This is a genomic window from Streptomyces alboflavus, from assembly GCF_000716675.1.
Classification (GTDB): Bacteria; Actinomycetota; Actinomycetes; order Streptomycetales; family Streptomycetaceae; genus Streptomyces; species Streptomyces alboflavus.
This window is the reverse complement of record NZ_JNXT01000113.1, coordinates 1-12,293: the sequence shown is the minus strand read 5'-3', so window position 1 is coordinate 12,293 and position 12,293 is coordinate 1. Positions and strand designations below refer to the sequence as shown.

13 protein-coding genes are annotated in these 12,293 nt (G+C 73.3%); 9 read left to right on the top strand and 4 right to left on the bottom strand.

The annotated features are described in order from the left end of the window. Nucleotides 1-367: 367 nt before the first annotated feature. Nucleotides 368-1,306: a DUF3027 domain-containing protein gene (locus OO63_RS40545; RefSeq protein ID WP_030363388.1), complete on the bottom strand. Its 939-nt coding sequence runs from the start codon at nt 1,304-1,306 to the stop codon at nt 368-370. 486 nt (nt 1,307-1,792) lie between these two features. On the opposite strand from OO63_RS40545, the gene OO63_RS40540 reads away from it, so the two are divergent. The 4 genes from OO63_RS40540 to OO63_RS40525 all read left to right on the top strand — a co-directional run bounded on the left by OO63_RS40540 (nt 1,793) and on the right by OO63_RS40525 (nt 5,512). Beyond that, entirely contained in the window at nt 1,793-3,241 is a 1,449-nt protein-coding gene (locus OO63_RS40540) for an MFS transporter (RefSeq protein WP_397622266.1), read from the top strand. Nucleotides 3,242-3,370: 129 nt separating this feature from the next. After that, nucleotides 3,371-3,871: a hypothetical protein gene (locus OO63_RS40535; RefSeq protein ID WP_030363390.1), complete on the top strand. Its 501-nt coding sequence runs from the start codon at nt 3,371-3,373 to the stop codon at nt 3,869-3,871. Then, nucleotides 3,835-4,647, top strand: coding sequence for a futalosine hydrolase (locus tag OO63_RS40530; RefSeq protein ID WP_078619674.1), 813 nt, complete (start codon nt 3,835-3,837; stop codon nt 4,645-4,647). The genes OO63_RS40535 and OO63_RS40530 overlap by 37 nt, the downstream gene beginning before the upstream one ends. After that, the gene (locus OO63_RS40525; protein WP_030363392.1) at nt 4,640-5,512 is read left to right on the top strand and encodes a 1,4-dihydroxy-6-naphtoate synthase; all 873 of its coding nucleotides are present in this window, start codon (nt 4,640-4,642) and stop codon (nt 5,510-5,512) included. Before OO63_RS40530 ends, OO63_RS40525 begins: the two co-directional genes overlap by 8 nt. A 240-nt stretch (nt 5,513-5,752) precedes the next feature. Here the strand turns inward: OO63_RS40525 and OO63_RS47495 are convergent, their stop codons facing one another. Next, nucleotides 5,753-6,136, bottom strand: a complete 384-nt coding sequence (locus OO63_RS47495; protein ID WP_030363393.1) for a cold-shock protein — start codon at nt 6,134-6,136, stop codon at nt 5,753-5,755. Between the two features lie 210 nt (nt 6,137-6,346). Here OO63_RS47495 and OO63_RS40515 point away from each other — a divergent pair, with 210 nt between their 5' ends. Then, a complete protein-coding gene (locus OO63_RS40515; protein ID WP_030363394.1) occupies nt 6,347-6,610 on the top strand; it encodes a hypothetical protein in 264 nt (87 codons plus the stop codon). On the opposite strand, the gene OO63_RS40510 is transcribed toward OO63_RS40515, so the two are convergent. Further along, entirely contained in the window at nt 6,574-7,230 is a 657-nt protein-coding gene (locus OO63_RS40510) for an HAD family hydrolase (protein ID WP_030363395.1), read from the bottom strand. The two genes, OO63_RS40515 and OO63_RS40510, sit on opposite strands and share 37 nt — an antisense overlap. Before the next feature lie 126 nt (nt 7,231-7,356). On the opposite strand from OO63_RS40510, the gene OO63_RS40505 reads away from it, so the two are divergent. The 4 genes from OO63_RS40505 to OO63_RS40490 all read left to right on the top strand — a co-directional run bounded on the left by OO63_RS40505 (nt 7,357) and on the right by OO63_RS40490 (nt 11,391). After that, nucleotides 7,357-8,355, top strand: a complete 999-nt coding sequence (locus tag OO63_RS40505) for a FecCD family ABC transporter permease (protein ID WP_030363396.1) — start codon at nt 7,357-7,359, stop codon at nt 8,353-8,355. 83 nt (nt 8,356-8,438) lie between these two features. Next, nucleotides 8,439-9,485, top strand: a complete 1,047-nt coding sequence (locus OO63_RS40500; protein ID WP_030363397.1) for a FecCD family ABC transporter permease — start codon at nt 8,439-8,441, stop codon at nt 9,483-9,485. Further along, nucleotides 9,482-10,417: an ABC transporter ATP-binding protein gene (locus OO63_RS40495; protein ID WP_051811776.1), complete on the top strand. Its 936-nt coding sequence runs from the start codon at nt 9,482-9,484 to the stop codon at nt 10,415-10,417. Before OO63_RS40500 ends, OO63_RS40495 begins: the two co-directional genes overlap by 4 nt. Beyond that, the gene (locus OO63_RS40490; RefSeq protein WP_030363399.1) at nt 10,414-11,391 is read left to right on the top strand and encodes an ABC transporter substrate-binding protein; all 978 of its coding nucleotides are present in this window, start codon (nt 10,414-10,416) and stop codon (nt 11,389-11,391) included. The genes OO63_RS40495 and OO63_RS40490 overlap by 4 nt, the downstream gene beginning before the upstream one ends. A 28-nt stretch (nt 11,392-11,419) precedes the next feature. Here the strand turns inward: OO63_RS40490 and OO63_RS45790 are convergent. Then, on the bottom strand, nt 11,420-12,293 hold an 874-nt coding region (locus tag OO63_RS45790; RefSeq protein WP_033264963.1), incomplete at its 5' end, for a hypothetical protein.

The window sequence follows — 12,293 nt, the reverse complement described above, 5'->3', positions numbered from 1 at the left end:
CCACCGGACCCGCACGCGAAGCCCCTCAGCCTTGATGTTCGGGGCAAACGGGTGGGCGGGTGGGAGCAGAGCGCCGCGCGGAGCGTGGCGTCACCACCCACCGGCCCGCACGCGAAGCCCCAGGAAGCCGCCTCTGGGGGTAACGGGTGGGCGGGTGGGAAACACGTCGCGCGCAGCGCGGCGAAAAACGACCACCGGCCCGCACGCGGAGCTCCCGAGGGCGATGTTCGGGGTGAACGGGTGGGTGGGTGGGTGGGAGCGAAACGCCGCGCGGAGCGTGGCGTCACCACCCACCGGACCCGCGCCCGAAGCCCCGGGACGGGGCGCGGCACGACCGGGCGTACCGGAGTCCCAGGAACCGTAGAGGCTAGCTGTGGCCCAGGTCCTCGCCGACCCCGACCGGCAGCACCGACCCGGAATCCGGCGCGGGCCGCAACGGCAGCACATCGACCTTGGTCTCGTCGAGCACGGGCGGAGCCGGCCGAGGCGGCTTCGGCATGACGGCGGCCTCGGAGTGCCCCCCGCACCCGTACGAGAGGGACACGACCCGCCCGTCCGCGGGCCCGAACTCATTGGCGCACACCCCGAACGCCTGCCCGAGCGACCCGCCGATCGGCACGAGGAACCCACAGCTGACGCAGGGCGCGGGCGCGGCCTGCGCCATCGCGGTCTTCGGGCCGTACGCCTCCTCCCAGCGGTCGGCCGCGGTGTGCAGCCCGTACCGGGAGAGGACGCGGGCGCGCCTGAGCCCCAGCTCGTCGGCGATCGCCGCGAGCGACCCGCGGGCGGGCGAGACGGTGAGGTCGGCGGGCGCCCCCGCGGTGACCTCGGCGTCCTCCGCCTCGACCCGCTCGGCCATGTCCTCGGACAGGACGGAGTTGGGCGGCGGCTCGTCCTCGCCGGAGTAACCGGGCTCGAGCCGCAGGTCCTCCGCGTCGGTGGGCAGCAGGTCGCCGGGCCCCATGTCACCGGGCCGAAGGCGCTCGCTCCAGGGCACCCACTCGGGGGCGAGGAGGGCGTCGGGTCCGGGCAACAGGACGGTCTCGTCGAGGGTGACGACCTTCGCGCGGGAGGCGCGGGCGACGGTCACCGCCCAGCGCCAGCCCCGGTAGCCCATTTCCTTGCACTCGAAGAGATGCGTGACGACGCGGTCGCCCTCGACGACCACCTCGACGTGCTCGCCGACGACACCCGGCGCGGCGGCCTCCTCGGCGGCGGCACGGGCCAGGCCGATCGCCTCGGCGCAGAGACGGTCGGGGGTACGCGGGGTGCGCTGGGTACGGCTTCGCGTTGTCGCTGCGCTCACAGGTATCGCTTCTCTCCTACGCCGTCTCACGAGTGCGCCACTCTTACGCGGCGGCACGGACGGAGCGGACCAGGGGGCCGCGTCGACGTCCGCGCCCGACGTCACCGGGCGCACCTACGCCATCCATTCTGCGGGATGGCCGGCAGGCGCGCGGCCGAGGACTGCTGCCGCAGGCGCGTTACGCACGCTACCTTCTCCTGGCCCCTGGGCCCACACCGGCGTACCGGGTCCGTCTGGGGGCTGCGCCCCCTCTCCCCCCGCTTTTCGGGCCTTCGGCCCTCGTCCTCAATCGCCGGACGGGCTTTTTCCGCTGTCCGTACCTCGGCCAACAGCCCGGCATCTTCAGGCCGACTCCGGCACCACTCCAGCCCGTCCGGCGATTGAGGACGAGGCGCGAAGCGCCGATAACGGGGGTCCAGGGGGCGCAGCCCCCGGTTTCGGAGAAGGGGCGGGACTGGGGCGCCCCCGCGAGGGCCACGAGTGGTTATGCCGCTACTCCACCCCCGGACGGGGCACTATGACTGGGTGACTGGCGTCAGGTCGTCGTCTCAGCGAGCGGGCGCACCGGGTGCGACAACCCGGGCGGCCCGAGCGCTCGGCCGCGCCCTGCACCTGCCGTTCACCGGCACGGCGAAGGGCATCCGCAAGGCGACCCACGCCCACGGAGCGGGCGAGTCGGGCCTGGGAAAACTGATCGAGCTGCACGCGGTGAACGGCGCGGGCGACGTGATGATCACGATCGCCCTCGCCTCGACGGTGTTCTTCTCGGTGCCGACGGACGAGGCGAGGGGCCGCGTCGCCCTGTACCTGGCGATCACGATGGCCCCGTTCACGCTCCTCGCCCCGGTGATCGGCCCCCTCCTGGACCGCCTCCCGCACGGCCGCCGCGCGGCGATGGCGGGCGCGATGCTGGCGCGGGCGCTGCTCGCGCTGACGCTGTCGGGCGCGGTGGTGACGGGCGGCCTGGAGCTGTATCCGGCGGCGCTGGGCGTCCTGGTCGCGTCGAAGGCGTACGGCGTCGTGCGCAGCGCGGTCGTGCCACGCCTGCTGCCACCGGCGTTCTCCCTGGTGAAGGCGAACTCCCGGGTGACCCTGAGCGGCCTCCTCGCCACGGGCGTGGCGGCCCCGGTCGGCGCGGGCCTGCAGGCGCTGGGGCCGCGCTGGCCGCTGTACGGGGCGTTCGTGCTGTTCATCGCGGGCACGGTCCTGTCGTTCACGCTGCCCCACAAGGTGGACTCGGCGAAGGGCGAGCGCAAGGCGCTGCTGGCCGCCGACGAGGACCATCTGCACCTGGCCCGTGCCCGGGACCGCGAGGACAGCTCCCGCAGACGGCGCCTCGGTCTGCGTACCGTCGGCCCGTCCGTGACGCACGGCCTCGTCGTGAACGCCGCGCAGCGCGGCCTCTCGGGGTTCCTCATCTTCTTCCTCGCGTTCCTGCTGCGCGAGCATCCGCTGGCCGGGCAGAGCGCCGCGGTGTCCCTGGGCATCGTGGGCGTGTCGGCGGGCGCGGGCAACGCGCTCGGCACGGCGGTCGGGGCGTGGCTGAAGGCCCGGGCGCCGGAGCTGATCATCGTGACGGTGGTGGCGGTGGTGCTTGGTGTGGCGGTGTGCGCGGCGGTCTTCGTCAGCCCGGTGGGCATCGCCGCGCTCGCGGCGGTCGCGGGTTTCGCGCAGGCGCTGTCGAAGCTGTCGCTGGACGCGGTGATCCAGCGGGACGTACCGGAGGAGGTGCGGACGTCGGCGTTCGCGCGGTCCGAGACGTTGCTGCAGATGGCGTGGGTGGTCGGCGGCGGCATCGGCATCGCCCTTCCGCTCAACGGCACGCTGGGCCTGTGGGTCGCGGCGGGCATCGTCGCGGTGGGCTGGGTGCCGACGGTGAAGGGGCTCCTCGCGGCGGCGCGCAGAGGCGGCGCGCGCCGCCCCCGCGTCGCCTGACAGCCGCCGCGCCCGCCCCGCCGCCGCGCCCACCCGGGCCCCGCCACCCGGTCCACCCGAGCCGCGCCGCCCGGCGGCACGCCGCACCCACCTCGCAGGCGTCACCCCGGCGCCCGATAGCCTTCCGCCATGACCATCCTGGTACCCCGCTCGGCGCGTCGCCGCCGTACCGTCGCCGCTCTCGGCGCCGCCTCCGCCGGACTTCTCGTCCTGTCGGCCTGTGACAAGCCGACGCCGCTGGCCACCGTGACGGTCGGCAGCGACTCCGTGCACTCCGAGGCGTCCTGCTACAACGACGGCAAGGAACTGACGGAGTCCGAGGTGCAGGACTGCCTGAAGGACAAGAAGGACGTCAAGTCCATCACCGTCGACCCCGACGAGAAGGTCCGCTTCGGCGTCGACCCGGAGATCGCCGACAAGGGCTGGACGCTCCTGATGAACGGCCGCCCGCTGACCGAGGCCAGCAAGAAGACGTACGTCGTCATCCCGGGCAGCGTGTTCTTCAACCAGCAGTACGGCGGCAGCGGCAACTCGACCACGGTCAGCCTCCTCGAGGGCGGCAAGGCCGAGGGCGGTGCCAAGGCCACCGGCCTGTGGTCGTTCAAGTTCAAGAAGGACTCGGACGCCTGACCGGGACCGCACCACGGACCCGGCCCCCGGGACCGCGCGTCCTGATCGCCACCGCGGTCCCCGCCGAGCGGGACGCGGTGGCGTCCGGTCTGTCCGCACCGTCCGGCCCCGCCGGGCCGTCCAGTGACTCCGGCCCGTCCGGCCTCCCCGGCGGTGACGGCGCCCCCGTCGTCGACCTCCTCGTCGCCGGGGTCGGACCCGCCGCCGCTGCCGCCGCCACCGGCCGCGCCCTCGCCCTCGCCGCCGCGGCCGACGCCCCCTACGACCTGGTGGTCTCCGCCGGCATCGGCGGCGGCTTCCAGCCCGGCGCCCCCGTCGGCTCCCTCGTCGTCGCCGACGCCGTCACCGCCGCCGACCTGGGCGCCGAGACGCCCGACGGGTTCCTGCCCGTCACCGACCTCGGCTTCGGCCGGGTCACCCATCTGCCCCCGCCCGCGCTCGTGAGCGCCCTGGCAGCCGCCGCGGGCGCCGCCGTCGGGCCCGTCCTGACCGTCTCCACCGTGACCGGCTCCGCCGCCCGCGCCGACGCGCTGCGCGCACGCCACCCCGGTGTCCTCGCCGAGGCCATGGAGGGCTTCGGGGTCGCCGAGGCCGCCGCCCTGTACGGGCTGCCCGTCCTGGAGGTCCGCGCCGTGTCCAACCCGGTGGGCCCCCGCGACCGGGACGCCTGGCGGATCGGGGCCGCGCTTGCCGCGCTCACCGGCGCGTTCGGGAAGTTCACGCCCGTGATCGGGAAGCTCGCGCCCGTACTGGAGAGTTGGAACAGGCATGACTGACGCCCCGCCCCGGCCCCTGAAGATCGCCTACTCGCCCTGCCCGAACGACACCTTCGTCTTCGACGCGTGGGCGCACGGGCGGGTGCCGGGCGCCCCCGAACTCGACGTCACCTTCGCCGACATCGACATCACCAACGGCATCGCCGAGCGCGGCTCCGCCGACACGTCCGGCTTCGACGTCCTGAAGGTGTCGTACGCCGTCCTGCCCTACGTCCTCGACGAGTACGCGCTGCTGCCGTGCGGCGGGGCGCTCGGGCGGGGGTGCGGGCCGCTCGTCCTGACCCGGGAGGCGGGGACGGACCTGAGCGGGAAGACCGTCGCCGTCCCGAGTGAGAAGTCGACCGCCTATCTCCTCTTCCGGCTCTGGGCCGCGGACGTCCTGCCGGACGGGGTCGGGGAGATCGTCGTCCTGCCCTTCCACCAGATCATGCCCGCCGTGCGGGACGGGAAGGTGGACGCGGGGCTCGTCATCCACGAGGCGCGGTTCACTTATCAGGACTACGGGCTGCACAAGCTTGCGGACATGGGGGAGCACTGGGAGGGCGTGACGGGGCTGCCCATTCCGCTTGGGGCGATCATCGCTCGGCGGGCGCTCGGTGAGGGTGTCCTGCGGGGGTTGGCCGCTGCTGCCCGGGCGTCCGTGCGGATGGCCTGGGACGACCCGGAGGCGTCGCGGCCCTACGTCCGGGAGCACGCCCAGGAGATGGATCCCGCCGTCGCCGATCAGCACATCGGGCTTTACGTCAACGAATTCACCGCTGACCTCGGTGAGGACGGGTACGCCGCGGTTCGTGGGCTCCTCACGCGGGCGGCGGCGGAGGGGTTGGTGCCGGCGTTGCGGCCGGGGGCCCTGGCGTTTCCGTGAGGGGTGGGGCCCTGCCGGGGGCTCCCCAATCCCGCCCCTTCCCGAAACTGGGGCTCCGCCCCAGACCCCGCTCCTCAAACGCCGGAGGGGCTAGATATGTCGCCGGAGGGGCTGGGTATCTCGCCAGTGCGGCACGGTTCCAGCCCGCCCCGGGGAAGTTTCTAGCCCGTCCGGCGATTGAGGACGAGGCGCGGAGCGCCGATAGAGCGGGGGTCCGGGGGCGGCAGCCCCCTGGGGGAGCTACACGTCCAGCTGGTCCGCCACCGCCCGGAGGAGCCCCGCGATCTTCGCGCCCGACGCCTTGTCGGGGTAGCGCCCCTTTTCCAGCATGGGCGTGATGTTTTCGAGCAGGGTCGTCAAATCCTGGACGATGGACGCCAGTTCGTCCGGCTTGCGGCGCTGGGCCGCGGCGACGGAGGGCGTCGGGTCGAGCAGCGTCACCGAAAGAGCCTGATCCCCCCGCTGCCCGGCGACCACGCCGAATTCCACGCGCTGGCCGGGCTTGAGGGTGTCGACGCCGTCGGGCAGTACGGAGGAATGCACGAAGACGTCGCCGCCGTCGTCGCGGGAGAGAAAGCCAAAGCCCTTCTCGCTGTTGAACCACTTGACCTTGCCGGTAGGCACGTGAAGTCCTCGTCCTCGTACTCGTCGTCGTACTCGTCTGTGCCGCGACGCGTTCCGGCGGACGGGTCGGTCCGGCCCGCCGGGCGTAAACGGCTCTGGATAGCAGTACAGCGGGTCGCCCCGACCCGCCGGAACCAAGACTATGGGTCCCCGGGCCGGTGACAAGACGTCCCCGGTTTCTTCCTACGCGCTGGGAACTACCCTGGTCCGGTGCGTGACAAAACCCAAGCGAATTCCACCGGACCGGGCGACGGCCTCGTACGGATTGGCGCGATCGTTTTCTTCGTCGGCGCCGTGGCCACACTGGTCACGGTGGCACCGCTGTTCCTCGGCGGCGACACATTCCCACCCATCGCGTACGCGGTCTGCATGCTGATGGGAGTGGGCTTCCTCGTCGCGGGCGCGGGCGTGCTGCGCGGCATCGCGGTGCAGCGGCGTCAGGCCAGGTCGGCGACGGAGCCGTCCGCCCGGTAGGCCGCCAGCCAGGCGGGGAACCGGGTCAGGTCGTCGAGTACGACGTCGGCGCCCGCCGCGCGCAGTTCCGCTGCGTCACACGGCCCGGTCGCCACCGCCACGGACAGCGCGCCCGCCGTACGCGCGCCGCGTACGTCGCCGGTGTGGTCGCCGACGTACACCGACGCCCCGTGCTCGGTCAGCGCCTGCGCCTTCTGCTCCGCCCACAGGTCGCCTATGACCGCGTCCACGTCGATGGCCAGATGCTCCATGTGGAGCTTCGCGTTCGGCTCGAACTTGGCGGTCACGACCAGGGCCCGGCCGCCCGCCGCGTGCACCGCGTCGACGGCCTCGCGGGCGCCGGGCAGCGCGGGCGTCGCGGTGATCGCGTATGTGGGATACATCTCACGGTAGAGCGTGGCCATGGCCGCGACGCGATCGGCTGGAAACCAGTGCCTCAACTCCTCCTCGAGAGGCGGTCCGAGCCGGGTGATCGTCAGGTCCGCGTCGATGTACGTCCCCGTACGCGCGGAAAGCTCCAGGTAACAGGCGTGGATGCCGGGCCGGGAGTCGATCAGGGTCATGTCGAGGTCGAAGCCGACGATGAAGGGGGCCGTGGTCCGGTCAGTCCGTGAGGTCATGGGGCCATTGTGCCGAGGGCCGCGGACCCCGGGCGGAGACCCCGGCCCCGCTTAGACTTAGCCAAGCCTTACCGGCCCTGCGAACCTCTGCGACCCAGCGAACCCCTGCGAAACGAGCCCCAGCCGATGCGTGTGTCCGTCAGACGGGCTGTCGCGATGACGGCGGCCGTCGTGGCCCTGCTGCTCGCGGTCCTGTTCAGCCTCGCCGTCGGCGCCCGCGCGATCGCGCCCGCCGCCGTCCTCGACGCCCTGCTGCACGGCGGCCACAGCGACGCCGCCGAGGTGATCCGGGAGCTGCGGGTGCCCCGCACCGTCGTCGGCGTGATGGTCGGCGCCGCCCTCGCCGTCGCCGGCACCGCCCTGCAGGGCATCACCCGCAACCCCATCGCCGACCCGGGCATCCTCGGCATCAGCCAGGGCGCCTCCGTCGGCGTCGTCCTCGCCATCGCCTACGCGGGCGTGCACACCCTCACCGGCTACGTCTGGTACGCCTTCGCGGGCGCCGCGATCGCCTCCGTCGCCGTGTACGCCATCGCCAGCAGCGGGCGCGGCGGCGCCACCCCCGTCAAACTCGCCCTCGGCGGCGCCGCCATCAACGCCCTCCTCGTCTCCGTCACCACCGCCGTCCTCACCACCAGGGCCTCCGCCCTGGACGAGTTCCGCTTCTGGCAGGTCGGCTCGCTGTCCGGCCGCGACGCCGACATCGCCGCCCGGATCTGGCCCTTCCTCCTCGTCGGACTCCTCCTCGTGCTCTCCGTCGCCCGCGGCCTCGACGCCCTCGCCCTCGGCGAGGACGTGGCCAAGGGCCTCGGCCAGAAGGTCGCGACGGTCCGTCTCGTCGGCGGCCTCGGCGCCACCGTCCTCACCGCCGTCGGCGTCGCCGCCGCCGGGCCCATCGCCTTCATCGGCCTCGCCGTCCCCCACATCGCCCGCGCGATCATCGGCAGCGACCACCGCTGGGTGCTCCCCCTCGCGGCCCTCCTCGGTCCGGTCATGCTCCTGGTCTCCGACACGGTCGGCCGCGTCGTCTTCCCCCCGAGCGAAGTCCCTGCCGGGGTCATGACGGCCCTGATCGGGGTGCCGTTCCTGGTGACCCTGGTCCGCAGGAAGGCGGTGGCGGCGTGACGAAGACCGACGACCGATCCGCTTTCGGCCATCCGGCCGGTGCCTCCGAGCGCCGTGCCCCCGGTGCCGGGCAACCCTCACGCGTGCGTCCCCCCGGCTACGCCGTACTCCGGTTCCGGAAGGCCACCTTCCTCCTCCACCGCCGCTCCGCCGCGGTCACGGCGGCCCTCGCCCTGACCCTCGCCGCCGCCAGCCTGGCCTACCTCTGCGTGGGCGAGACCTTCGTACACCCCCTCGAAGCCCTGAAGGTCGTCCTCGGCCACCCCTCCCCCGACGAACTGGTCGTCGGTACCCTGCGCGAACCCCGCATGACGGTCGGCCTCCTCGTGGGCGCGGCCTTCGGCGTCGCGGGCGCCCTCATCCAGACGGTCGCCCGCAACCCCCTGGCCAGCCCGGACATCATCGGCATCAGCCAGGGCGCGAGCGCGGTGACGGTGGGGGCGATGACGTTCGGCGTGACGTCGTACACGCTCCTGCCGTATCTGTCAGTGGCGGGCGGGATCCTCGCCGCGCTGCTCGTGTACGTGTTCGCGTGGCGGGGCGGCCTGCACGCCACCCGCTTCGTCCTCATCGGCATCGGCTTCGCGATCGCGCTGCGCTCGGTGACGACGCTGTTCATGACGAAGGGCGACTACCTGGTCGCGCAGCAGGCGCAGATCTGGATGACGGGTTCGCTGAACGGCCGCGGCTGGCCGGAGGCCGACCCGCTCGCCCTGACCCTGCTCGTGCTGCTCCCGTTCGTGGCCTGGGCGGCCCGGGCCCAGCGCACCGCGGCGATGGACGACGACACGGCGACGGCCCTCGGCGTGCGCCTGGGTCGCGTCCGCTTCGGCCTGGTCCTGCTCGGCGTGGTGCTCGCCTCCGTGGCGACGGGCGCCGCGGGCCCGGTCGACTTCGTGGCCCTGCTCGCCCCGCAGATCGCCCGCCGCCTCACCCGCACCGCCCAGATCCCGCTGCTCAGCTCGGCACTCCTGGGCGCGCTGATCGTCGTACTCGCGGACCTGCTCGCCCGGAAGCTGTTCGCGCCGACGGAGCTGCCGGTGGGTGTCCTGACGGCGGCCGTCGGGGCCCCGTACCTGATCTGGCTCATCATCCGCAGTCGTTCCGTACGCAATGGAGGCACCGCGTGACCGCCCCCGCCCCCGCCCCCGCGGCGGCCGCCCGCCTCACGGCCCGCGAGCTGACCCTCGCGTACGAGGACCGCACCGTCGTGCACGACCTGGACCTCGCGATCCCCGACGGCAAGGTCACCGTCATCGTCGGCCCGAACGCCTGCGGGAAGTCCACGACGCTGCGGGCCCTCGGGCGGCTCCTGAAGCCCCGCGGCGGCTCGGTCCTTCTCGACGGCGAGGCCCTCGCGAAGCTGCCGACACGGCACATCGCCCAGCAGGTCGGGCTGCTCCCGCAGACGCCCGTCGCCCCCGAGGCGATCACCGTCGGCGACCTGGTGGCGCGCGGCCGCCAGCCGCACCAGCGCTGGTGGCAGCAGTGGTCCGACGCCGACGAGACCGCGGTGACCGAGGCGATGGAGCGCACCGACGTGGCGGCGCTCGCCGAGCGGTCCGTGGACGAGCTGTCGGGCGGGCAGCGGCAGCGCGTGTGGATCGCGATGGCGCTCGCGCAGCAGACGGACATCCTGCTCCTGGACGAGCCCACGACCTACCTCGACATCTCCCACCAGGTCGAAGTCCTCGATCTGGTACGCCAGTTGGCCGCGCCCACGCCGGCGGGCGAGCGGGGCCGTACGGTCGTGGTCGTGCTGCACGACCTGAACCAGGCGGCCCGGTACGCCGACCACCTCGTCGCCATGAAGGAGGGGCGGGTGGTCGCCCGCGGAACGCCCGCGGAGGTCGTCACCGAGGACCTCGTGGGCGAGGTCTTCGGGCTCGACTGCGTGGTCGTCCCCGACCCGGTGACGGGCTCGCCGCTCGTGGTGCCGGGCGCGCCCTGGCAGCCGCAGGACCCCGGGACGTCCGCGGCCCCCGCCGGGCCATCGGCTCCCCTGGACAAGAAACCACCCCTGGACAAGAAACCACCCCTCGACGAAAGGCCCACGTCATGACTGGTTTCCCGCGCCGCCGCGCCCTCGTCCCCGGCGCCCTCGCCCTGTCCGGCGCCCTCGTCCTCGCGGCCTGCGGGTCCGACTCGGACGGCTCCGGCGGCGGCTCAGGGTCGGGTTCGGGCAAGACGCACACGGTCAAGACCGCCATGGGCGACGTGAAGGTGCCGGTCGAGCCGAAGCGGGTCGTCGTGCTCGACACCGCCGAGCTGGACTCCGCGATCACCCTCGGCGTGAAGCCCGTCGGCGCCACGCACGTCGAGGCGGCCGAAGGGTTCCCCAGCTATCTGCCGAAGGACGAGGTCGCGGGCGTCAAGGACGTCGGGGAGATGCTGAACCCCAACATGGAGGTCATCGCCGGGCTCAAGCCCGACCTGATCCTCACGTCCAAGATCCGGCACGGGGCGAAGTACGACCAGCTCAAGAAGATCGCCCCGACGGTGATGACGGAGACCACCGGTCACCCCTGGAAGGAGAACTTCCAGACCCACGCCGACGCGCTCGGCAGGAAGGCCGAGGCGAAGAAGACCGTCGCCGACTACACCGCCCACGCCAAGAAGGTCACGACGGCCGTCGGCGGCCCCGCCAAGGCCAGGGCGACCGAGGTCAACGTCGTCCGCTTCGTGGAGGGCGCCGACATCCGCGTGTACGGCGAGCAGACGTACATCGCCACGCTCCTCAAGGACGTCGGGCTCGGCCGGGCGCCGCTGGCGAAGAAGGCCAAGGACGGGTTCTCGTACGACCTGAGCCCCGAGAAGATCGACATGGCCGACGCGGACGTCATCTTCCAGTCCACGTACGGCGATCCGGAGAAGTCCAAGCAGACCCGGACCGTGCGCAGCGGGCTGTGGAAGAACATGTCGGCCGTGAAGTCCGGCAACGTCCACGTCGTCGACGACGAGCTGTGGATCCAGGGCATCGGGTACACGGCCGCGGCGAAGATCCTGGACGAGATGCAGGCCGACCTGACGAAGTAGCCTGCGGCGGCGGCCCATTGGGCTGGCCCTAGTCCGCCGACGGCCGTTGTCGCTGCGCCCGCCACACCAGGAAGAGCGCGGAGGCGACGGCCGCGCCGCGGACCACCCACGGCCAGGTGTCGGCCACCGCCTCGTTCATGTGCCCCTTGACGATCGGCTCGCCCCACTTGCCCTGCGAGCGGCCCCACAGCCAGGCGATGCCCGACGCGATGGCGAGGCCCGGCACGACGAACACGCCGACCTTCCGCTCGGCCGGGCTGAGCTTCCGCGAGAACCACGCGACGACCCAACCGCCCGCCAGCGCGAACCAGTTGCCGATGACTGCGCCCACGACGAGCGCGATGGCCGCGAGCAGCGGGACGGGGTTGGCGAGGGCCCGGGCGAGACCCGCCTTGGCGTTGGCGCCCTTCGCCACCGGGGCGGGCTCGTCCTCCTCCGCGGCGTCCTCCTCGGGGACGGCCTTCGCCGGGGGTGCGAGCAGCCGCCGCAACCGGCTGCGCGGGGCGGCCTCGACGGCCTCGCCCGGCTCCGCTTCGTCCGCCGCCTCGCCCTCGTCCTCGTAGACCTCTTCGTCGTCGTACTCGTCCTCGGCGTCCTCGGCCTCCGTCGCGCCGGGACCCCGCTTGCCCATGTTCACCGAGGGCCGCTTCAGCATCTCGGGGATCTCCACCCCGCCGACGAAGCCGTGCACGGTGTCCCTGCCCGCCGCGGGCGAGCTGTCCACGCGCCACCAGTCCGGCTCCAAGTCGGCGCCGGTGGAGCCCAGTTCGTCGGTGCCCGCGAGGTGCGGGGGCGCGGGGCGGGGCTCCGGGCGCGGGGTGGGCGGCGGGGCGGCGGGGCGGCGCCTGGCGGGGCGGGTCGGGCGGGTCGGGCGGTCCTTGGCCGAGCGGTCCTTCGTGGGG

What these genes read in the sequence shown, in the direction of transcription:
- OO63_RS40540 (WP_397622266.1), top strand. Translation starts at nt 1,793, where the DNA reads ATGCCGCTACTCCACCCCCGGACGGGGCACTATGACTGGGTGACTGGC.
- OO63_RS40535 (WP_030363390.1), top strand. Translation starts at nt 3,371, where the DNA reads ATGACCATCCTGGTACCCCGCTCGGCGCGTCGCCGCCGTACCGTCGCC.
- OO63_RS40525 (WP_030363392.1), top strand. Translation starts at nt 4,640, where the DNA reads ATGACTGACGCCCCGCCCCGGCCCCTGAAGATCGCCTACTCGCCCTGC.
- OO63_RS40510 (WP_030363395.1), bottom strand. Translation starts at nt 7,230, where the DNA reads ATGACCTCACGGACTGACCGGACCACGGCCCCCTTCATCGTCGGCTTC.
- OO63_RS40505 (WP_030363396.1), top strand. Translation starts at nt 7,357, where the DNA reads ATGCGTGTGTCCGTCAGACGGGCTGTCGCGATGACGGCGGCCGTCGTG.
- OO63_RS40490 (WP_030363399.1), top strand. Translation starts at nt 10,414, where the DNA reads ATGACTGGTTTCCCGCGCCGCCGCGCCCTCGTCCCCGGCGCCCTCGCC.